This is a genomic window from Pseudoflavonifractor sp. 524-17 (assembly GCF_009935845.1).
Classification (GTDB): Bacteria; Bacillota; Clostridia; order Oscillospirales; family Oscillospiraceae; genus Pseudoflavonifractor_A.
In genome coordinates, this window is sequence record NZ_QWEK01000019.1 from 35,946 (window position 1) to 54,922 (window position 18,977).

An 18,977-nucleotide genomic window follows, 5' to 3' on the forward strand; every position below is an offset into this window, starting at 1 on the left:
CGCTTCTCTCTTAGAAATCAATCGGTAAAATGATATTATATTATTATAACAGACTTTCTCCCGCTTGAAAAGACTTTCTCTCTCTTTTTTCCAGGTCTCTCAGTCCACCAGATGCTGAATTTTTACCAGATAGAGGGCAATCAGCCGGGATAATCCGATGTCATACACCGCGAACATCACATTTCCCACCAGATAGATCAGGGGCATCTCATCCAGCACAGGGGGCAGGCAGGTCAGGAACAGCCCCCGAAACCCGAACCAGAGCACACTCAGCGCGCCGTTAAAAAAGGCTGCCTTGCACAATAACTCCATCCAGAGACGGCCAGTACGCTCTCCCATGGCTTTTATTATAGGGTACAGCCCGAACAGCACTACATAGAGCATCACGCCGCTTTTCTCCGGCACAATGATACCGCCCAGCAGGCCGGCTGCCCCATAGCAGAAGAAGCCGGCGCCCATGCCGCCGGATAAAATGGCCGCAGCCACAGGCAGGCCGGCTACGGCAGCCACTCCCAGCCGCCCTATGGGCACCAGCGCCGTGCCGTACAAAATAGCCAGAGACAGGCCAGCCATCAGCCCGGGCCGGGCCAGCCTTTGGCCCATGGAGCGGGGACATTTCATCGCTCAATATCCCCCGCAGCAACTGCAAAGGCAGTTGGCGCACATCAGGCTGGTACAGCAGTCGCAGGTGGAGGGGGCGTATCCATAGGTGCGGAAGGGCTGACCTCCGCTGTGCATCATGGCCAGGGCCTGCCGGTATTCTCCATTGGATGGGTCCATCCGGCAGGCCGTCTGAAAATACTGGGTGGCCTCTTCCAGCCAGCCCTTGCGGTAGGCAACGCTGCCCATAAGAAAATGCCACTCCCCATCCTGGGCGGACGCCCCCCGCAGCAGATGCTCCGCCCGGCCCAGATCTCCCAGATTGATGGCCTGACGGACCTGCTGATAGGTGCTTCCTGAATAGCCACTCTGACGCTGCCCCGTGCTCTGAGCGCTATTCTGATAGCTTCGTTGTCCCTTGGTACGCTGCTTTACAATGAGGTCGTACGCCTCATTGATCGCCTTCATCTTCTCCTCCGCCAGATCAGCCAGGGGGTTGTTCTGATAGTTATCCGGGTGGTACTTCCGAGCCAGCTCCCGATAGGCGTGTTTTACCTCATCGTCACTCGCGCCGGGGTTGACGCCCAAAACCTGATAGGGATCTGTCATATATCCATTCTCCTATGTTTGTATCCGTTTTCTTCGTTTAATGCCAGTTCTCAGTCCCGAAACACCGGACAGGCGCAAGCTTCCGTCCGTTGAATATGGCGTTCTGAACAGCCGGCAGGCCCGCAGTCAGGATATTTTCCACCACCCCCTGCCAGCCGCCCAGATCCAAGAGAGCCAGGGCACTGCCTGCAAGCCGGAGGGAGTGCCGCAGCGTGGCCGCCACCTCCTCCCGATGACCCTCCGGCCCGTCGGGAAAGCGGACCAGCAGCGGGTTATAATTCCCCTGGGTCCGGTCGTCCTCCAGATCATCCCAAGCATCAATCAGGTAGATCCAGCGGCCCACATGGTAGAGAAGCTGGCCCACAGCCCGATCCTGCCTTGGGTTCCCTGTGGCGGGCGCCGCTGCCTGCAACATACAGGCAAAAGGGTCGGCGCTCTGGTCCAGAGACGCACAGTTTTCCATCTCCAGCGCCCGAAGCTGTCCCAGACATTCCCGCACTGTTTGGGCGTAGGCAGGACAGGTCCGCTCCGCCCGCCGGTAGGCCGGGGATATAACCAACGCCGCGATTCGAGCCCACTGCCGCTTCCAAAAACCCTCGTCCGCCACACTGTCCCGCAGCTTCCAATAGGCTAGGATGACACTCTCGTCCGCTGCCGTGTCCATCCCTGGGGCCGGGCTGATACAGGGCTTCTTTCTGCACCATAGCCGGGCGGGACAGCGGCACTTTCCCAGCTCCGGCCTAGGCGTCGGGGGCAACAGCAGCATGGCCAGCAGCGTAAAATCGTAGCTGAGAAACATCCGTGCCGGTAAGCCGTGCCGGCGGCCGATGGTATCACACAGGCCGCAGTAGGCGGCCCGATAGCCCTCCCACTCCCAGATCTTCATGTCCCGGTGGAAGGGGCGCACATAGCCGAACAACTCAGGGCTCCACAATGGCGGTAATATGGAAAGAGGTCATACGCCGGCGCTTTACCACGCCGTTAATGACCACAGCTCCCGCCATCCCAAGACAAAACCCAAAAACACCCGCCGCGGCCGCCGCTCCCTCGCTACGGAACAGATGCTGCCCCGCAAAATAGAGCAGGAAAAAGAGAGCCATCGGAACCAGATAGACTATCGCCGCAATGGAGATCACCTGGCCGGTGGCGCTCTCCACCTGCACCAGATCTCCCGGCTGGGCCCAAAGCGGATTCTCCGCTCTGGCAGTTACCTCGTTTTGCACCAGCATCTCGCTGCAGCCGCCGCCGCACTTGGTGCAGTCGTGCCCGCAGGCTGATTTCCGCTGGACGGCAATTTCCGCCAGTCCATCTCCCAGCAGCCGCGTCACTCTCGCAATTTGTACCATAATACCTCCAAATCAGAACATTTAGAGTCAGTTTACTGGCCAGCGCCTAGACACGGCCAAAAAGGTGCCATTATGGGACGGACGCAGCATACGTCCGTCCCATAGACGGTCACTCCCGTTTGATATTGACGACGATTCGATAGCTTGTCCCTACCACGCCTACATTGTCCTCACCATTCAGATCGACCTCTACCGGGATAGTCTGGCTCCCCATAACGACGTCTGACAGGTCAGCCCGAATGCGCAGCTGAGAGGGCAGGACCCGCCCTACCGCGTCGGCCTCGCCCCGTATCTCTACCTGCACGGACTGGGTCATGGCCTCAACGGCACAGCCCTCCGGCCGGTTGAAGAATTGGATCTCATCCACTCCCACCTCCAGGCTGCGGGTGGTCAGACCGTCAATCTTTACCTTGACCTTTGCCTCAGTGATACCGCTGACATTCTCTACCTTATTGCTCACCGGAATGGGCAACGACAGGCTCTCCTCATCATAGATTGTCTGAAGGTCAATCTCCCCCAGATTAATTTTATCAATCCGGGCCAGATCTTCCTCACTGCCGGACAGCGTGATGTGAGACGGCTCAATTTTGATCTCCGCGTTCTCACGGGCGGCACCGCCGCCGCTGACCACATCCACCGTCAGCTCTACTTCCTTCAGCTTAACCACGGGAAGGGTCACCTGCACCGTATCCACATCCATCTCCAGGTTTAGCTTTTCGGCGTCCAATACCTCGCCGTTGCTGCCAATCAGCTCAAAGGACATATTATCCGTAAAGCTCTCCTTTATGGCCCCAGCCCCGTTGACCGTAACCAGAGCATATTCCACCTGGTTGACCAGCTCCTCCTGGCCGCTTACGGTTACGGTTCCCGGCGCAATGGAGAATTCTCCCAGTTGGAATCCCTCCGCCACGTCTCCGTTGAACTGCCCTCTTATCTCCACTGGCCGTTCAATCCGGCGAGCCACCACATATTGTACGCTCTGTTCCGAGCCAATGGTGCTCACACTGCTGCTGGAAACCGGATAGTTAATCTTATACCCTGTATTATAGGGGCCGGGGGCCGTCACATTGGACACGTCCACACTAATGCTGATGGTATCCCGGCTCAGTTTTCCCGCCGTACGCCAGTTGGTCCGCACGTTGAGCGTAACGGTCTGCTCTGCGCCCTCGGTAATCAGCAGTCCCCGTTCCTCCAGCCGCTCCAGACCAGTAAAGGTCACTGGAATATTTCGTATAGTCAAGTCCATGTCCTGATTGCGTTCGTTGCTTACATAAAGCCAAAGCACCACCGCCGCCAGCAGCGCCAGGATCATATAGAGCCATTTATGTTCCCGTCTCTTCTCCATCTTGGCCGCCTCCCTTCTTGGACTTCAGCAAGCTGAAGAGCTTGGGCTTTTGACCCTCCTGCTCTGTCCCCTGGGGTATCAGTTCGTTGCGCAGCACACGCTCCAGAGTATCGGGAGCCAGATGCCGCTTGAGCATACCGCCTACCGCCACAGAGATAGACCCGGTCTCCTCCGACACAATGGCCACCACCGCATCGGAGTGCTCGCTGGCCCCAATCCCCGCCCGGTGGCGCATGCCCAGCTCCCTGGACAGATTTACATTTCCAGACAGCGGGAGCACACAACCCGCCCCCACAATGCGGCCGTTGCGAACGACCACCGCCCCGTCGTGCAGGGGCGCTTTGTTCCAAAACAGGTTTTTCAGCAGTTCGCTGCTTACCGAGCAGTCCAAAGCAGTGCCGGTCCGGATTGCGTCGTCAAATTGGTTCTTGCGCTCAAAGAGCATCAACGCGCCGGTTTTGCTTTTGGACAGGGCGGTATACGCCTCCACCGTCTGCTGAATCGCCTGCTCAATCTCATTGGGCTCCTCCGCATGGCTGAACATATCCCCCAGCCGGCTGCTGCCCACCTGCTCCAGCAGCTTTCGGATCTCCGGTTGGAACAGGACCACCAGAGCCAAGACACCCCATTCTACCGCCCGGCCGAGAAAGAAATTCAAGGTATTCAGCCTTAGAAACTGAGAAGACCACAATACCACCAGCACCAGCAGGACGCCCTTTGCCACCTGGCCAGAGCTGGTACGCCGGACAAGGGTAATGCATTTGTAAATAATAAACGCCATGATACAGATATCAATTACATCTGTGACATGTATCAGGCGCAGATAATTCAAAAGGCCCTGAAAGGTTTCGTATAGCTGCTCCATCTCAAATATCTCCCCGCTTTAGACAGGGATCCCTTTCCGCCGTCCTGTTGGGATCGCCCAGGTCTTTCCTTCCTTTTTAACTTATTTATTATACTGTGTTTCCAGTTAATTGGCAATACGAATCCTTCTTAACTTTCTTTAAAATTTTCTGCCCGTCTGACTCATTCCCATCAAATCTGCCCCTCCTCCCTCCGGAAGAAAATATTTTCTGCCGGAAACTGTCACTTTTTCGCCCTATTTTTAATGATTTCTGAGTGATTTTGGCTGGCGTTGCATCCGGCATTCAGAGGTGAGGAAAGCCGTTCTGTTTCAAGCGTCATAGGATAGGTACAGGAAGCGGCACTCTCCGCCGCCCCAAAATTCCATCTCTAAGGAGGAGTCTCCCCATGCTTTCTGAGAGCAATGCAGCCCGTTCCCAAACTGCCGGGCGCTGCACTGACAGCTCTGGCACACTGCCGGACTGTGCCCCACTGGCCGTCCCCTATGTCCCTTTTCAACAGCCAGGTTCAAAACGCTATTCCCAGCAGGAGGCCCTGAATAATGGCACCCTCTTCCCCGGGCTGAACCTTCCCTTCCATTTAAAGGAAAATGCTGTCAATGCCGTTAACGGCCCCCTCGGCGAGCTCCAAGCCCTGGAATTCGTCCTGACGGAACTTGGCGAGTATCTGGACACCCACCAGAGCGATTCGGATGCCTTCGCCCTCTATCAGCAATATGCCGCGCTGGAGCGGGAGGGCCGGGAGAAATACGAGAGTATGAACGGCCCGCTGATGCAGGGTTCCACCGCATTCGCCCAGTCCTGGTCCGCCTGGCTGTCCGATCCCTGGCCCTGGAACTACAACGAAGGGAGCGCCCGCTGATGTTTGTCTACGAGAAAAAGTTGCAGTATCCCGTTAAAATCAAAAATACCAACCCTCAACTCGCATCTTTCATTATCAGTCAGTACGGCGGGCCAGACGGGGAGCTTGGCGCTGCCCTGCGCTATCTCAGCCAGCGGTACGCCATGCCCTACCCAGAGTTAAAGGGTTTGCTTACAGACATTGGCGTCGAGGAATTGGGGCATCTAGAAATGATTGGGGCGATTGTCCATCAGCTCACCCGCAACCTCTCCCCCGATGACACCCGTATGGGTAACTTTGCCCCCTATTTCACCGACCACGGCGCCAGTGTTTACGCCGCCGCTGCCGCCGGCTCCCCCTGGACCGCCGCCTACATCGGCGTAAAGGGAGATATTATCTGTGACCTGACAGAAGATTTGGCGGCGGATGGGACGATAGCGCAAGCGCAACAAGACCGGAAAGCCTTGAAAACATTGGATTGTTGGTAGGACGAGCCTTTTCCGACGGCGATGGTGTAAGGACAACCTGTTAAAATTTTCGATGGGACAAGCTGTTTCCAATCCAGTTTTTAGGAGAACTGATTTGCAATGAAAATCGAATCGGACTATGTGAAAGTGGACGATTACTACCTCCCCGACCTGACGATAGAACCGCCGCCGCCTGAAAAAAGTCTTGACAATGGGAATATAACCTGTATAATAAGGGTGCTTGCTCGGAGGGCCAGTCATTCAATAGGAAATGATGGGCTGGATAAGGCACAGGCTGAAATGTCTGCGACTTATCCAGCCCTTTTGCTTTTCGTGCAACGAAACTACAACCAAAGATCAGAAAGGTATTGTGTTTATCCAGCAAAATATCTGAACGCAATTATTTGGAGGAGGATGCGATATGGATTTTCTCACAAGTAAAATCAGACCAATGTACCTTAAATATCTCTCTGCCGCTTTTGGCAGCGCATTGATTTCATCTATTTACGGCGTTGTCGACATGGCTATGGTTGGGCAATATCAGGGGCCAAACGGAACAGCCGCTTTAGCTGTTGTTGCCCCTGTCTGGAATATCATCTACAGTTTAGGGCTTCTGATGGGAATTGGAGGTTCCGTCCTCTTTTCGACGTTGCGGGGAGAGGGGGAAGAAAATCAAAAGCAGTCCAATGAATACTTTACTGCCGCTTTGATTGGGGTTACAGCTTTGGCTGCTATTGCATGGCTTGGTGTTATCTTCTTTGACCAAAGCCTCCTTGTGCTGTTTGGTGCGGAAGAAACTTTGATGCCCTTGGCAAGACAATATGTTCTGCCAATTAAGGCTGTTGTCCCCAGCTTTCTGTTTACTCAATTTTTTTCGGCATTCCTGCGCAATGACGGCAATCCGGGGCTTGCAACAAAAGCTGTTCTATTCGGTGGAGTTTTCAATATATTTGGCGATTATTTCTTTGTTTTTGCGATGAATATGGGCATTATGGGCGCTGGTCTCGCTACTGCTATGGGGTCTGTCTCTTCGTTGTTGATTATGCTGACCCATTTTCGCAGCAAACAGAGATCCATTCATTTGGAAAAGCCTGTACGGTTGATTACAAAATTGAAGACCATTAGTGTAACTGGGTTTTCTACATTCTTCATTGATGTAGCTATGGGCATTCTGACGATGCTATTCAACCGGCAGGTGTTGAAGTATCTGAATACTGATGCATTGTCCATATACGGCATTATTATCAATATCAGCACTTTTGTTCAGTGTTGCGCCTACAGCATCGGGCAGGCAAGTCAGCCTATGATTTCAACAAACTTCGGCGCAGGAAAAGGAGAACGCATCAGCGAAATTTTGAAATACGCATTAGGAACAGCGGTTGTATTTGGAGTGATTTGGACTGCCTTGGCAGAATTTACACCGAACCTTTTTGTCCGCATTTTTATGACGCCAACAAAAGAAATCCTTGCCATAGCTCCCAACATTATCCGCGCTTATGGCTTATCGTTTCTATTGCTGCCACTGAATGTTTTTTCTACCTATTACTTTCAAGCATTAATGAAACCGTTTGCCTCATTTGCGGTTTCTGTATCCAGAGGTGCATTAATTAGCGGCTTCTTAATTTGTATGTTGCCTGCCATGGCGGGAGGCAATGCAATATGGTTTTCTATGCCGCTTACAGAGTTGATTGTTGCCATCTGTGTAATTATACTGATGGCAAAATATACGGCACAGTTACCGAAAGAAAGGATGGATAAAGTATGAGAAGAATTATAACAATTGGCCGTGAGTTTGGGAGCGGCGGCCGTGAATTTGGCTGCCGCCTCGCAGAGAATTTGGGCGTTGCCTACTACGATCAGGAAATTATTAAAGCAATCGTAAAAAAGACAGAATTATCGGAACGATATGTTCAGCAAATGCTTGAAAAAAAGCCAATTGCATCATTTCCCATTCATATAGGCCGAACGCTTCACACGCTTCCCAGCCCGATGCTTGAGCAAAGCAGGTTGCTTTATCAGCAGCAATGCCAAGTTATCCGCGAAATGGCTGAAAAATCGGATTGTGTGATTGTTGGCCGATGTGCGGACTACATTTTGCGGGAATACCATCCATTCCGCATTTTTATGTATGCGAACATGGAAAGTAAAATCGAGAGATGCCGTCAAAAGGAGCAAACGCAGAAAATACTGACTGATAAAGAACTGCGGAAAAGCATTTTAGAAGTTGACCGGCAACGGTCACGGTATTACGGATTTTATACAGACCAAACCTGGGGTGATCGTACCAACTATGACTTGTGCGTTAATACAACAAATACCTCAATCAAGGAGATTGCAATAGCTCTTACAAAACTTTTTGGCAAGTAATCCTGTCATACAAAATACTCTGCCCCTCAACGGAGAAATAAAAAAACCGTTGATTGGGGCAGGCAGTTTCGTGCGCTTAATTTGCAATGAGATACTTCAACCGGCGGTTTTAAGAAATTAAAGCCGCCGGTTTTATATCTATCGGCGGCATATAGGAGGATGCCGCCATGCGATTAAAGGTAGATAGGCACTTATCAAAAAAAGCCTGCCCCTTGCAGCGGCATTCCCTACCCATGTTTGCAAAAATAATCGTTTTCTGACGGCTCATACTGTTATGCCTTGCGCCCGAATGGTCTTGCACCATGCGGGCGCTTTTCTATTTCCGGGCCAGCGATGCCAGCCTCGCTGTCGCTCCCCGCCCCCTCCGTTCAGACCCAAAAAATCTGAACGGAGGAAAGGACGATGGAAATTACCATCAAAATCAACGGGCGGTTTGTGTCTGTGGAGGTCAGCGCCGAGGTTGCCGACTATCTGGAACAGGCCAAGCGGAACAACAGGAAACTTTACCGGGAGCGTCAACGGTATTGGGATGGGCGCGAATATGACGAGTACATAATCGCCGCCGAGGGCCGCTTGCCCTACTGCGCCACCCCGGAGGAATTGGTCTGCCAGCGGGAAACGCTGGATGAAATTCTGACGGTGCTGGCGCTTTGCACCGATGCCCAGCGGGAGCGGTTCTTGCTCTATGCGCTGTACGATTTCAGCTATGTGGAGATTGCTGAAATGTGCGGTTGCTCCAAGTACGCAGTACGTGACAGCATCATGGCGGTGAGGAAAAATTTCAAAAAGTTTTTCCAAAACTGCCCCCACGAACGCCCCCCTAAGTGGGCTATAAGGTGAGGGGCGTTTGCTCCATCACCGGGAGGGACAAGCAGTTTCGGCTGCTTGTCCCTCCTGTCATTTAGGAGGCTATATGAAAATCATCAATCTGCGGCTCTACTATCCCCATTATGAGCAGGACAAGCTGGTGGAGGTCAGCGAGGAAGTCTTTGACGTGCTGTGCCAGTCCGTCAGAGAAATGCGGAACTATGAGCGCCGCAAGCGGTATCACCGGGCCTACTACTCGCTGAACGCTTTCGAGTGGACGGAGAACTATGCACTGGAACACAGCCCGTCCCCGGAACAGCTTATCATGCTGGCGGAGGAACGGGCCGAGCGTGACCGGCTGGCCGCTGCCTTGTGGGAAGCCCTTGCCTATGCCACCCCCACCCAGGCCCGCCGCATCCGCGCCTACTACCTGGGCGGGCTGACCCAGCAGCAGATCGCAGACCGGGAGTGTGTTCACAACAGTAACGTGTGCCTCTCTATCCGCCGTGGCCTGTGCAATCTGCGCCGCTACTACGCAGACCATCCCCAGGGAAAGTGAGGGCGGCATGGCAGTTATCAATTTGCGAAAGCACTACTACCCTCTCTACACAAAGGACACATTCATTGAAGTGCCGGACGAGGTTGCCGCCGTCATGGAGGAATGTCGGCTCTATGAGGACCGGCAGGAGGGCCGGAAAAGCTACTATCATGTTTACTCTATGGATTGCAGTCCTGGCATTGAGAACCATGCCATGTTCCTGGTGCAGTCCCCGGAAGATTTGATGATCCGGGAGATTGACGAGGCCGCTGAAGAACTGTTGCTGGAACGTCTGGCGGAGGCCATCTCACAGCTATCCCCCACCCAGGCGCGGCGGCTCCATGCCCGGTATGTTTTGAAAAAGAAATTCCGGGAGATTGCGGCGGATGAGGGCATCAGCGGGAGTTGTGCCAGCGATAGCGCGACCGGTGCACTCAAAAAATTACAGAAGATTTTTGCCAAAAATGGCTGGCTGGAAAAGGAGGATTGATAGCCGTGGACAAGCCCCAGGAGGTTGAGAAGAAAATCGGTCAGTTGCAGAACCGACAGAAGATTTTACTGAACCGCAAGCGAAGCGAGGAACACCGGGCCAGGACGCACCGGCTTATCGCCCTGTCCCGTCTGCCGGGGGCAACGGAGCTTGCGGAGAAAGCGCAAAACGCCAGGAACGGGGGGAGTCTGTTTGGAGAACAGCGCACTTATACACCGTGGCCGGTGTCGTGCGCCCTGCCGGGGGCTGTTGCGTCCTACGGACGCGATGGGGGTTGACACCCCCAAACCCCCGCACCCCCGCCGGAAAGTGACACCCGCGACCCGGCTGTCACTTTCCGGCGGGGCCAATATCCAGCACTGAAAGGAGGTGCATTTTTACGGCAATTTTTCATTGTCCCATCCAAATCATTCAGCGGAGCCAAGGCAAGTCCGCTGTGGCCGCTGCCGCCTATCGGAGCGGTGAAAAGCTGGTGAACGAGTGGGACGGCTTGACCCATGACTACACCCGCAAGGGCGGCGTTGTCCACACAGAAATCATGCTGCCCTCTCACGCCCCGCCGGAGTTTCAAGACCGCTCCACCCTCTGGAACTCGGTGGAGCAGATAGAGAAATCCAGCGATGCCCAACTTGCCAGGGAGATTGAAGTGGCCTTGCCGGTTGAGTTATCCAGGGCGGAGCAGCTTGCCCTTGTCCGTTCTTTCGTCAAAGACAATTTTGTGGATGCTGGAATGTGCGCCGACTTCGCTATCCACGACAAGGGAACCGGCAACCCTCACGCTCACATCATGCTCACCATCCGGCCCATTCGAGAGGACGGCAAGTGGGGCGCGAAGTGCCGCAAGGTTTATGATTTGGACAGCCAGGGCCAGCGCATCCCAGACGGCAAAGGCGGCTGGAAAAGCCATCGGGAGGACACCACCGACTGGAACCAGCGGGGCAACGCCGAGAAGTGGCGGGTGGCGTGGGCCGCTTATACCAACCGGGCTTTAGAGGCCGCAGGCAGGCCGGAGCACATCGACCACCGCAGCTACAAGCGCCAGGGTGTTGATAAAATTCCCACCGTTCACATGGGGCCAGCCGCCAGCCAGATGGAACGTCGGGGCATTGTCACCGATAAAGGGAACATTAACCGGGAAATCGCCGCTGACAACAAGCTGCTGAAAGAAATCAAAGCCCGCATTACCCGGCTCTACAACTGGAGCAGGGAGCAGTCCACCCAGCCCCAGGGCCGGGAGAGCATCATGGATTTTCTTTTTCAGGCAAAGCAGGACACCGCCCCGACTTCCCGCTATGGCAAGGTTAAAGCACTCCAAGCGGACGCAAAACTTTTCAATTTTCTGATGGAGAACGGCATCAAATCCATGCCGGAATTGTTTGACAAGGTTGCCGCCATGAACAGCGATTATTACGACTTGCGCGGCAAAATCGTGAGCAAGGAGCGGCGCATTTCCGCTCTGACGGAACGACTGGAAATGTGGGCGCAGTATCAGAAATATAAGCCCGTCCGCCAGAAATTGGACAAGGTTGCACCGGGAAAGCGGGAGCAATTCGAGCAGCGCCACAGCGCCGACCTTGCCCTGTTCGATGCCGCCGTCCGCTACTTGGACACGCTGAAAGCCTCCGGCGAGGCCATCACCCCCAAGGTGTGGAGGGCCGAGGCCCAAATGCGCTCCATGCGTGAGGACATTAAGGCGGTTGAGATTTTGAAAAAAACCGCCGAGCGCCTTGCCAGAGAGGGCCAGACACAGCGCAGGGAGGAACAGGAGCGATGACCTATCAGCAATATCGGGCTGTCCGGCGGCTGGTGCATGAGTGCTGCAACTACCAGGACGGCAACTGCCTCCTGCTGGATGACGGGGAGGAATGTGTCTGTGTTCAAAGCATTTCCTACTCGCTGATCTGCCGCTGGTTCCGGGCCGCTGTGCTGCCGCTGGATGAAAGCCTGTGCGCCGCCCTGCTCTATCGGGAGAACATGAAGAAATGCGTCCTGTGCGGCGGCTGGTACATCCCCAAGTCGAACCGAGCCAAATACTGCCCTGATTGCTCAAAACAGGAGCGGCGGCGAAAGACCCGTGACCGAGTGCGCCGCCATAGGGCTGGTATGTAACGCTTTAGGCCCCGAACGGCCCTGATTGTTCAAGGCTTTCCGGGCGTGGTCGATAGGGGGGCTGATACTTTTCATTCCCAACCCCTAAAACAGCCCTCTAAAGGCGTTACAATCACCGCCAGACACAAAGGAGCGTACCCCTATGTCCGACTACATGAAAACCGACGCAAAACTGCTGCCATATCTACCCTTCCCCCGTTTCCTGCTGGGGGCCGACCTGACGCAGACCGCCAAGCTGCTGTATGCCGTTCTGCTGGACAGGGCGAACCTCTCCCGCGCCAACGGCTGGACAGACGAGGACGGAAACATTTTTGTAGTTTTTCCGCTCAACAAGCTGGCTGACATGGTGGACAAAGGCCCCACCACCGTCAAGACCGCATTGACCGAGTTGGAGGCGGCGGGGCTGATCGAGCGGCGGCGCTGTGGGAATGGGATGCCCAATCGCATCTATGTGAAACAGCCTGATAGCTGGGAAATTGGCCGTCTGATGGACAGAAAACCGGCCACCAGACAGCCGGAAAATCGGCCCTCCGATAGCCGGAAAACTGATCGTCAGATGGCCGGAAAACCGGCCCCTAATAAAATAAGTAATAGTAACTTAAAGAATAACTTGAGTGGAGTGAGTGAGAGCGCCCACATTTTGGGCCGCTATGAGAATGTCTTTCTGACGGAGGCCGAGGTTGCCGAGCTGCAAGCCGACTTCCCCACCGTCTGGCAGGAGTACATCGAGCGATTGTCTGAATACATGGCCTCCACCGGCAAGACCTACAAGAGCCACGCCGCCACTATTCGCCGCTGGGCCAAGGAGGACAGGCGCAACGGTAAGGGCGTTTCCGACTATTCGTGCAAGGAGGGCGAGAGCCTATGAATGATTTTGACAGCATCATCAAGCGCATGACCGTGACCCGGCTGGAACCGGGGGACTACACCGGCGAGGACGGGCTTTTGTACTGCGGCAGGTGCCGCACCCCGAAACAGTTTCGCATGGAGGCCCCGCCGATGGAGGGCCGCTTGCTCCCCCATCCCTGCCGCTGTGAGCAGGAGAGGTTTGACCGGGAGGCGGCGGAACAGGAGGCCCACCGTCACCACCGGGCCGTGGCCGACTTGAAACGCAAGGGCTTTACCAACCCCGCCATGAAGGAGTGGACGTTTGCCAATGACAACGGCAAATGCCCGCAGATGAAACACGCCCAGTTCTATGTCGAGAACTGGCCGACCATGCAGGCGGAGAACATCGGCTATTTGCTGTGGGGAGGCGTGGGGACTGGTAAAAGCTATTTTGCCAGTTGCATTGCCAACGCCCTGATGGAACAGGAAGTGGCCGTCCGCATGACAAACTTTGCCCTGATACTGAACGACCTGACCGCCAGCTTTGAGGGCCGCAACGAGTACATAGCCAGATTGTGCCGCTCCCCGCTGCTGATACTGGACGACTTCGGCATGGAGCGCGGGACGGAGTACGGTTTGGAGCAGGTCTACAACGTGATTGACAGCCGCTACCGCAGCCGCAGGCCGCTGATCGTCACCACGAATCTCTCCCTTCAAGACTTGCAGCACCCCCAGGACACCGCCCACGCCCGTATCTATGACCGGCTGTTGGAGATGTGCGCTCCCATCCGCTTTTCCGGTGAGAACTTCCGCAGGGCCACAGCGCAGGACAAGCTAGCACGTTTGAAAAATCTGATGGAACCACCAGCCCTCTCCCCTGCCGCAGATGACTAATGGACAGGCAATTTCGCATAGGCTGTTGTGAAAGGCTGGGTGATGTTATTTGCAGACACAGGAGCTATGCAAAAGTATTTTCAAAGACGGAACCACAGAAACCACCCGTGAAAATTTCACGCACAAGCTGACTGAGCTAATCAATCAGCTGGAAAAAAGAAAACAGACCATCGAGCAAAAATAATGTGACAAGCTGTTTCCTCTGTGCTATACTGTAAGCAGGAAACAGCTTGTCCTATCTCTGAGGAGATATGACTATGAAAGCAGCAATTTACTGCCGTTTATCCGAGGAAGATAGAAACAAGCAATTTGAAACCGACGACAGCAACAGCATTCAGAACCAAAAGGCTATGCTGTTGCAATATGCGATGGAACAGGGGTGGGAAGTTTATAACCTTTACAGTGATGATGATTACACAGGTTCAGACCGCAGACGGCCCGAATTTAACCGCTTGCTGGAGGACGCTAAGGCTCACCGCTTTGACATTGTTCTCTGTAAGACCCAATCCCGCTTTACCCGTGAGCTGGAGCTGGTAGAAAAGTACATCCATGGCCTCTTCCCTATTTGGGGTATCCGCTTTGTCAGCATCGTGGACAACGCCGACACCGCCAACAAGGGCAATAAGAAGTCCCGGCAGATCAACGGGCTGGTGAACGAGTGGTATCTGGAGGATATGTCGGAGAACATCCGCAGCGTCCTCACCAACCGGCGGCAGAATGGTTTTCACATTGGGGCCTTTGCCCTCTATGGCTACAAAAAAGACCCCGACCAGAAAGGCCATCTGCTCATTGATGACGAGGCCGCCGCCGTTGTCCGGGAGGTGTTCACCCTCTTTTCCCAAGGCTATGGTAAAACGGCCATCGCCCGGATGCTCAACGACCGTGGTATCCCCAATCCCACCGAGTACAAGCGGCTCCGCGGCCTGCGCTACCAGCAGCCTAAGCGGAAAAACAGCACTCTCTGGAAGTATTTTGCTATCACCGATATGCTCACCAACGAGATTTATATTGGCAACATGGTGCAAGGCAAATATGGCAGCGTGTCCTACAAGACCAAGCAAAACAAACCCCGCCCTCAAAGCGAGTGGTATCGTGTGGAGGGAACCCATGAGGCCATTATCGACCGCCCCCTCTGGAACCGGGTTCAGTCCATGGTCGCGGAGCGGGCCAAACCCTTCGACTGCGGCACTGTGGGGCTGTTCGCCCGGAAAGCCCGGTGCGCCAACTGCGGCTACACCATGCGTTCCACCAAAAATCGTGGGCGGCACTATCTCCAATGCTCCAACCGCCATGTGGCAAAAGACGCCTGCATCGGCTCTTTCATTTCCGTGGAAAAGCTGGAGCGGATGGTGATTGACGAGCTGAACCGGCTGGCGGCGGAGTATCTGGACAAAGACGAGTTGGAGCGGAGCATCGAGTTCTGCGAAAACCTGCAAGGCCAGAAAAAGCAGCTCCTGGACACCCTTGCTACCTATGAGAAACGGATTGCCGAGTACACCAAGGGACTGCGGGACTTATACATGGATAAGGTCAAGGGCCTGCTCAATGAGAGCGACTTCTCTACCCTCTCCAAAGAGTTTTCCAGCGAAAAATCCCGGCTGGAGCACGTCCTGCTGGACGGCCAGCGGCAGCTTGCGGAATTGGAGGACAGGATCGCCGTAGGAGATAACCGAAAAGCCCTGGTGGAGCGGTATGTAAATCTGGAACACTTGACACGGGAAATCGTGGAAATTCTCATTGACCACATCACTGTTGGGAAACGCATCCCTGGAACCAAAGACGTTCCCATTGAAATCCATTGGAACTTTTAAGGAGCATATCCCATGCAGCCCACAGAAGAATTTGAACAGTCCATCCAATCCGTTGACCAAGCCCTGGGCGAGATTGAGCGCACTCTGGAGCAAATGCTGACCTTGGCCCACCTGTCCGCCAGCGATTTGAACGTAGACCGGGCCGCGCTGCAAAAGACGCTGGAACGCCTCCAGCGCAAGATTGACTGCATTGCGGATACCATTTGACTCGATTTTTCGCCATTTTCTGCACGAAGTTGCACTTTCGTGATTGCACCAGAGCAAAAAGCCCGCGTTACCTACGACAATATTCTCCGCCAATCTGATGACCCTGATGTCTCTGATGTCATTCGGTTCCTGCGGGAACGGGAGGTCGTCCATTTTCAGCGCTTTGGCGAAGCAAACCATACTGATTTAAGCAGATTTTATCCCCTGTGGGCGGCGGCCTATAGGGGATATTTGCGTAGGATTCATGGTGTCGGCAGCTTGATACGGAACATCCGGCAGTAATCCTTCTGGGCTTCGATCTCACACTCCGCGATCAGCTTGACAAAGGCTTCATCAGAGGGATTCTTCTCCCGCTGGGCCTGCTGCAACGCCACAATGTAGTCATGCCGCAGCACCGGAGGGATAGACACGATACAATAGCCCTGGTTTATCAGGATCAGGTTCATCAACAGCCGGGCAGTCCTTCCGTTGCCGTCCTGGAACGGGTGAATATCCACCAAACGTCGGTGCGCATAAGTGGCAAGTTCTACTGGGTGAAGGCTCTCCTGCCGCTCTGCCAGCTCCGCCGCAAAGTGTGCCATACATTGAGGAACGTCTTCAGCGGTGGGCGGGACGTAGTCGGTTCCTGTGATGAACACTTGCCCTTTTCGGTACTCCCCTGCTGTCTCCGGGTCGATGCCATTGTAAAACAGGCAGTGCAAATGCCGGATGACATCCTCTGTGATTGAAAGGCTACCGCTCCTGGCTAATGTGAGCATATAGTCGTAGGCCCTGGCGTGACCAGTCGCCTCGTAACAATCCCGGATAGGCTTGCCTCCCACGGTAATGCCGTCCTCCAGCAACACCTTTGTCTCAGAGAGGGTCAGGGAATTCCCCTCCAGCGCATTGGAGCTATAGGTCATTCCAATGCGGTAGTAAGCGTCCAGTTCCTTTACCTCCGCTTCGGAAAGCGGACGGTACGCACGGATCACAGCCGCGCAATCGTCAATTCTTTTGAGCAGGTCTTTGATAGCCATATCTGCCCTCCCTCGTTTCGTTGTATTGATTTTACCACAAAACGATGAAGTTATCAACAGTCAGCATACAGAAAACCGCCAGGGCGTGTAGCCCCGGCGGTCTTGCTATATGTTCCAAAGCACCTTCGTGCTGCCGTCCTCGCTGATAACGATCTTATGTATCATAATCATAGCGACAGACTTTTTACGCTTGTAGTCGGCTGTCCTCCAGGACTTCGCCAGATTGACAACAACATCGGTTTCATCCTCCCTGCTCTTCAAGTCCTCTATCCGCTCATACAGTGCCATCCGGTCCCGCTTGAGCTGGGTGGCCTTCTGGTTCGCCAGAGCCAGCAGGTCATCGTTGAATCCACCCGCCAGCATAGTGTCCAAAAGCTGTTTCTCCGACTTCTCAATAGCCTTGATCTTCAGCTTCAGCTCGTTGACCTCTGCCGTGTCTCCCTTTCGGGTGGTGCGGTTCATCTCCTTCAGGTCTGCCAGCTTTTCGGAAATACACTCGTAAACCATGTTCTCCAAGTCCTCGGCGTAGATCGTCACATTCGGCCCTGTACAGGTTTTCTTGTGGGATCTTCCGGTACAGTTGAAGTACCTCCGTATCTCGCCGCTCTTGTTGATCTTCCCCTTGATGGTGGTCATGGTATGGCCGCACTTTTCGCAGACCACCTTCCCCGCCAGCCAACTGGTGGGGTTGCTGACGCTGTTCCCGATCTGCCGGTTTTTCTCCAGTTTTCGCTGGCATTTGAGCCAGATGTCGGAATCCACGATACCGTAATGGGTCAGGAGCACCAGTTTCATATCCGACCAATCGGGTGCATCCGGGTCGTGCTTGGTATGGCCGTAGAGCTGTGCTCCGTATTCCCCAGTAAACAAAGATACGTCCGTAACCATCTGAACGCCGTGGCGGTCATAGTAGTCGTACACGTCGGAATCGGCCTTGACGTAGATAGGGTTCTTTAGCAGTGTGGACAGCTTTGCCGTTGTCCAACTGCTGCCATTCAAGGGCTGCTTTCCCTCGGCCACCAGGATATCCAGAAGCCGCCGCAGGGATATGCTCTCCTGGGCGTAAACCTCGAAAATGTACCGCACCTGCTCTACCTCAGCGGGGATGGGATTCAGCTTCTTGGTCTTGACATTGTGGATGACAGTCGGAACCAGCTCGAAGCCGTAGGGCTGCCTGCCGCCCATGTAGAACCCCATCTCGCTCCGGTGGGCGTATGCCTGGGTGACACGGTTGATAATGGACGTGCGCTCGAACTCGGCAAACACCATCAGGAGCTTGACGATCATTTCACCATAAGGTGAGGATGTGTCAAAGGACTCCTGGGAGGACACGAACTCTACCTTATGCTCCTTAAACTCCTGCAAAATGTTCACAAAATCAGACAGAGAACGGCTGATACGGTCCAGCTTGTAGACAATGACCTTCTTTACTTTCCCCTGCCGCACCATTTTTATCATTTTCTGAAAGCCGTCACGGTTGACGTTGCCGCCAGAAAAGCCGTTGTCCACGAAGGTTATGATTTTTTCGTCCCGCTCATCGGGCTTTATAACAGACCGACAATATTCCAGCTGAGTCTCGCAGCTGATGCTGTTCTCCCGCTCCACAGATTTACGGGCGTAGAGTACGATTGCCATTTGACACACCCCCTTTCCTCATGGTAAAATATAGATGATTGCTATGCGGGAATACGTTTTTCCGTCCTGGTCAAAGCCAGAAACAGTTCCTCCTTGAGCCGTTCCCGATTAGCGGGATCTTCCTCATGGACGGTAATGTGCTCTACACGGTGCTTTCGGTCTTTTACGTCCGTGTATTCATCTTTGAGATTAGCCATCGTAATA

The 18,977-nt window shown here is 54.3% G+C and carries 23 protein-coding genes and 2 pseudogenes; 16 read left to right on the forward strand and 9 right to left on the reverse strand.

Annotated elements, in window-relative coordinates:
- Window positions 1-99: 99 nt before the first annotated feature.
- From D1159_RS08445 to cdaA, 6 genes are all read right to left on the reverse strand, one after another.
- Window positions 100-621 carry a hypothetical protein gene (locus D1159_RS08445; RefSeq protein ID WP_161845233.1) on the reverse strand — a complete coding sequence of 174 codons (522 nt, stop codon included), beginning with the start codon at window positions 619-621 and terminating at the stop codon, window positions 100-102.
- Window positions 622-624: 3 nt separating this feature from the next.
- Window positions 625-1,209, reverse strand: coding sequence for a DnaJ domain-containing protein (locus tag D1159_RS08450; RefSeq protein ID WP_161845234.1), 585 nt, complete (start codon window positions 1,207-1,209; stop codon window positions 625-627).
- A 37-nt stretch (window positions 1,210-1,246) separates the two neighbouring features.
- Complete coding sequence (locus D1159_RS08455) at window positions 1,247-2,128, reverse strand: DUF5685 family protein (RefSeq protein WP_161845235.1); 882 nt, start codon at window positions 2,126-2,128, stop codon at window positions 1,247-1,249.
- Window position 2,129: 1 nt separating this feature from the next.
- Complete coding sequence (locus D1159_RS08460; RefSeq protein ID WP_161845236.1) at window positions 2,130-2,555, reverse strand: SoxR reducing system RseC family protein; 426 nt, start codon at window positions 2,553-2,555, stop codon at window positions 2,130-2,132.
- Window positions 2,556-2,664: 109 nt separating this feature from the next.
- On the reverse strand, window positions 2,665-3,900 hold the full coding sequence (locus tag D1159_RS08465; protein ID WP_161845237.1) for a CdaR family protein: 1,236 nt from the start codon (window positions 3,898-3,900) through the stop codon (window positions 2,665-2,667).
- Window positions 3,878-4,765, reverse strand: coding sequence for a diadenylate cyclase CdaA (gene cdaA / locus D1159_RS08470; protein WP_161845238.1), 888 nt, complete (start codon window positions 4,763-4,765; stop codon window positions 3,878-3,880). Before cdaA ends, D1159_RS08465 begins: the two co-directional genes overlap by 23 nt.
- Window positions 4,766-5,151: 386 nt before the next feature.
- Between cdaA and D1159_RS08475 the strand changes: the two genes are divergently transcribed.
- The 16 genes and pseudogenes from D1159_RS08475 to D1159_RS20200 form a co-directional block, all read left to right on the forward strand.
- Entirely contained in the window at window positions 5,152-5,625 is a 474-nt protein-coding gene (locus D1159_RS08475) for a spore coat protein CotJB (protein WP_161845239.1), read from the forward strand.
- Window positions 5,625-6,032 (forward strand): annotated as a pseudogene (locus D1159_RS08480) (manganese catalase family protein); the annotation flags it as partial. The gene D1159_RS08475 and the pseudogene D1159_RS08480, both read left to right, overlap by 1 nt.
- 159 nt (window positions 6,033-6,191) lie before the next feature.
- Window positions 6,192-6,512, forward strand: coding sequence for a hypothetical protein (locus D1159_RS08485; protein WP_161845241.1), 321 nt, complete (start codon window positions 6,192-6,194; stop codon window positions 6,510-6,512).
- Window positions 6,493-7,836 carry an MATE family efflux transporter gene (locus D1159_RS08490; RefSeq protein ID WP_161845242.1) on the forward strand — a complete coding sequence of 448 codons (1,344 nt, stop codon included), beginning with the start codon at window positions 6,493-6,495 and terminating at the stop codon, window positions 7,834-7,836. The genes D1159_RS08485 and D1159_RS08490 overlap by 20 nt, the downstream gene beginning before the upstream one ends.
- Complete coding sequence (locus tag D1159_RS08495; protein ID WP_161845243.1) at window positions 7,833-8,438, forward strand: cytidylate kinase-like family protein; 606 nt, start codon at window positions 7,833-7,835, stop codon at window positions 8,436-8,438. Before D1159_RS08490 ends, D1159_RS08495 begins: the two co-directional genes overlap by 4 nt.
- Before the next feature lie 402 nt (window positions 8,439-8,840).
- Complete coding sequence (locus D1159_RS08500; protein ID WP_161845244.1) at window positions 8,841-9,278, forward strand: sigma-70 family RNA polymerase sigma factor; 438 nt, start codon at window positions 8,841-8,843, stop codon at window positions 9,276-9,278.
- A gap of 73 nt (window positions 9,279-9,351) precedes the next feature.
- A complete protein-coding gene (locus D1159_RS08505) occupies window positions 9,352-9,804 on the forward strand; it encodes an RNA polymerase subunit sigma-24 (protein WP_161845245.1) in 453 nt (150 codons plus the stop codon).
- 7 nt (window positions 9,805-9,811) lie between these two features.
- A complete protein-coding gene (locus D1159_RS08510; protein WP_161845246.1) occupies window positions 9,812-10,273 on the forward strand; it encodes a sigma-70 family RNA polymerase sigma factor in 462 nt (153 codons plus the stop codon).
- Window positions 10,274-10,278: 5 nt separating this feature from the next.
- Window positions 10,279-10,551 carry a hypothetical protein gene (locus tag D1159_RS19165; protein WP_202621005.1) on the forward strand — a complete coding sequence of 91 codons (273 nt, stop codon included), beginning with the start codon at window positions 10,279-10,281 and terminating at the stop codon, window positions 10,549-10,551.
- A 107-nt stretch (window positions 10,552-10,658) separates the two neighbouring features.
- Window positions 10,659-12,047, forward strand: a complete 1,389-nt coding sequence (mobQ, locus tag D1159_RS08520) for a MobQ family relaxase (protein ID WP_347563662.1) — start codon at window positions 10,659-10,661, stop codon at window positions 12,045-12,047.
- Entirely contained in the window at window positions 12,044-12,382 is a 339-nt protein-coding gene (locus tag D1159_RS08525; RefSeq protein ID WP_161845247.1) for a cysteine-rich VLP domain-containing protein, read from the forward strand. Before mobQ ends, D1159_RS08525 begins: the two co-directional genes overlap by 4 nt.
- A 142-nt stretch (window positions 12,383-12,524) precedes the next feature.
- Window positions 12,525-13,250, forward strand: coding sequence for a replication initiator protein A (locus D1159_RS08530; RefSeq protein WP_243152190.1), 726 nt, complete (start codon window positions 12,525-12,527; stop codon window positions 13,248-13,250).
- Complete coding sequence (locus D1159_RS08535; protein ID WP_161845248.1) at window positions 13,247-14,104, forward strand: ATP-binding protein; 858 nt, start codon at window positions 13,247-13,249, stop codon at window positions 14,102-14,104. Before D1159_RS08530 ends, D1159_RS08535 begins: the two co-directional genes overlap by 4 nt.
- Before the next feature lie 257 nt (window positions 14,105-14,361).
- The gene (locus D1159_RS08540) at window positions 14,362-15,915 is read left to right on the forward strand and encodes a recombinase family protein (RefSeq protein ID WP_279280018.1); all 1,554 of its coding nucleotides are present in this window, start codon (window positions 14,362-14,364) and stop codon (window positions 15,913-15,915) included.
- A 12-nt stretch (window positions 15,916-15,927) separates the two neighbouring features.
- Window positions 15,928-16,122 carry a hypothetical protein gene (locus D1159_RS08545; protein WP_161845250.1) on the forward strand — a complete coding sequence of 65 codons (195 nt, stop codon included), beginning with the start codon at window positions 15,928-15,930 and terminating at the stop codon, window positions 16,120-16,122.
- Between the two features lie 42 nt (window positions 16,123-16,164).
- Window positions 16,165-16,296, forward strand: a pseudogene (locus D1159_RS20200) (manganese catalase family protein); the annotation flags it as partial.
- Window positions 16,297-16,364: 68 nt separating this feature from the next.
- Here the strand turns inward: D1159_RS20200 and D1159_RS08555 are convergent.
- The 3 genes from D1159_RS08555 to D1159_RS08565 form a co-directional block, all read right to left on the reverse strand.
- A complete protein-coding gene (locus D1159_RS08555; protein WP_161845251.1) occupies window positions 16,365-17,138 on the reverse strand; it encodes a Fic family protein in 774 nt (257 codons plus the stop codon).
- Between the two features lie 105 nt (window positions 17,139-17,243).
- A complete protein-coding gene (locus D1159_RS08560; protein ID WP_161845252.1) occupies window positions 17,244-18,773 on the reverse strand; it encodes a recombinase family protein in 1,530 nt (509 codons plus the stop codon).
- A gap of 41 nt (window positions 18,774-18,814) precedes the next feature.
- Window positions 18,815-18,970, reverse strand: coding sequence for a hypothetical protein (locus D1159_RS08565; RefSeq protein WP_161845253.1), 156 nt, complete (start codon window positions 18,968-18,970; stop codon window positions 18,815-18,817).
- Window positions 18,971-18,977: the final 7 nt, after the last annotated feature.

Excerpts from the sequence above, each read along its gene's own strand:
- D1159_RS08500 (WP_161845244.1), top strand. The coding sequence starts at position 8,841 with ATGGAAATTACCATCAAAATCAACGGGCGGTTTGTGTCTGTGGAGGTC.
- D1159_RS08540 (WP_279280018.1), top strand. The coding sequence starts at position 14,362 with ATGAAAGCAGCAATTTACTGCCGTTTATCCGAGGAAGATAGAAACAAG.
- D1159_RS08560 (WP_161845252.1), bottom strand. The coding sequence starts at position 18,773 with ATGGCAATCGTACTCTACGCCCGTAAATCTGTGGAGCGGGAGAACAGC.
- D1159_RS08565 (WP_161845253.1), bottom strand. The coding sequence starts at position 18,970 with ATGGCTAATCTCAAAGATGAATACACGGACGTAAAAGACCGAAAGCAC.
- D1159_RS08445 (WP_161845233.1), bottom strand. The coding sequence starts at position 621 with ATGAAATGTCCCCGCTCCATGGGCCAAAGGCTGGCCCGGCCCGGGCTG.
- D1159_RS08465 (WP_161845237.1), bottom strand. The coding sequence starts at position 3,900 with ATGGAGAAGAGACGGGAACATAAATGGCTCTATATGATCCTGGCGCTG.
- D1159_RS08475 (WP_161845239.1), top strand. The coding sequence starts at position 5,152 with ATGCTTTCTGAGAGCAATGCAGCCCGTTCCCAAACTGCCGGGCGCTGC.
- D1159_RS08505 (WP_161845245.1), top strand. The coding sequence starts at position 9,352 with ATGAAAATCATCAATCTGCGGCTCTACTATCCCCATTATGAGCAGGAC.
- D1159_RS08485 (WP_161845241.1), top strand. The coding sequence starts at position 6,192 with ATGAAAATCGAATCGGACTATGTGAAAGTGGACGATTACTACCTCCCC.
- D1159_RS08535 (WP_161845248.1), top strand. The coding sequence starts at position 13,247 with ATGAATGATTTTGACAGCATCATCAAGCGCATGACCGTGACCCGGCTG.
- D1159_RS08530 (WP_243152190.1), top strand. The coding sequence starts at position 12,525 with ATGTCCGACTACATGAAAACCGACGCAAAACTGCTGCCATATCTACCC.
- D1159_RS08525 (WP_161845247.1), top strand. The coding sequence starts at position 12,044 with ATGACCTATCAGCAATATCGGGCTGTCCGGCGGCTGGTGCATGAGTGC.
- D1159_RS08555 (WP_161845251.1), bottom strand. The coding sequence starts at position 17,138 with ATGGCTATCAAAGACCTGCTCAAAAGAATTGACGATTGCGCGGCTGTG.
- D1159_RS08450 (WP_161845234.1), bottom strand. The coding sequence starts at position 1,209 with ATGACAGATCCCTATCAGGTTTTGGGCGTCAACCCCGGCGCGAGTGAC.
- D1159_RS08495 (WP_161845243.1), top strand. The coding sequence starts at position 7,833 with ATGAGAAGAATTATAACAATTGGCCGTGAGTTTGGGAGCGGCGGCCGT.
- D1159_RS08490 (WP_161845242.1), top strand. The coding sequence starts at position 6,493 with ATGGATTTTCTCACAAGTAAAATCAGACCAATGTACCTTAAATATCTC.
- D1159_RS08460 (WP_161845236.1), bottom strand. The coding sequence starts at position 2,555 with ATGGTACAAATTGCGAGAGTGACGCGGCTGCTGGGAGATGGACTGGCG.
- D1159_RS08545 (WP_161845250.1), top strand. The coding sequence starts at position 15,928 with ATGCAGCCCACAGAAGAATTTGAACAGTCCATCCAATCCGTTGACCAA.
- D1159_RS08510 (WP_161845246.1), top strand. The coding sequence starts at position 9,812 with ATGGCAGTTATCAATTTGCGAAAGCACTACTACCCTCTCTACACAAAG.
- cdaA (WP_161845238.1), bottom strand. The coding sequence starts at position 4,765 with ATGGAGCAGCTATACGAAACCTTTCAGGGCCTTTTGAATTATCTGCGC.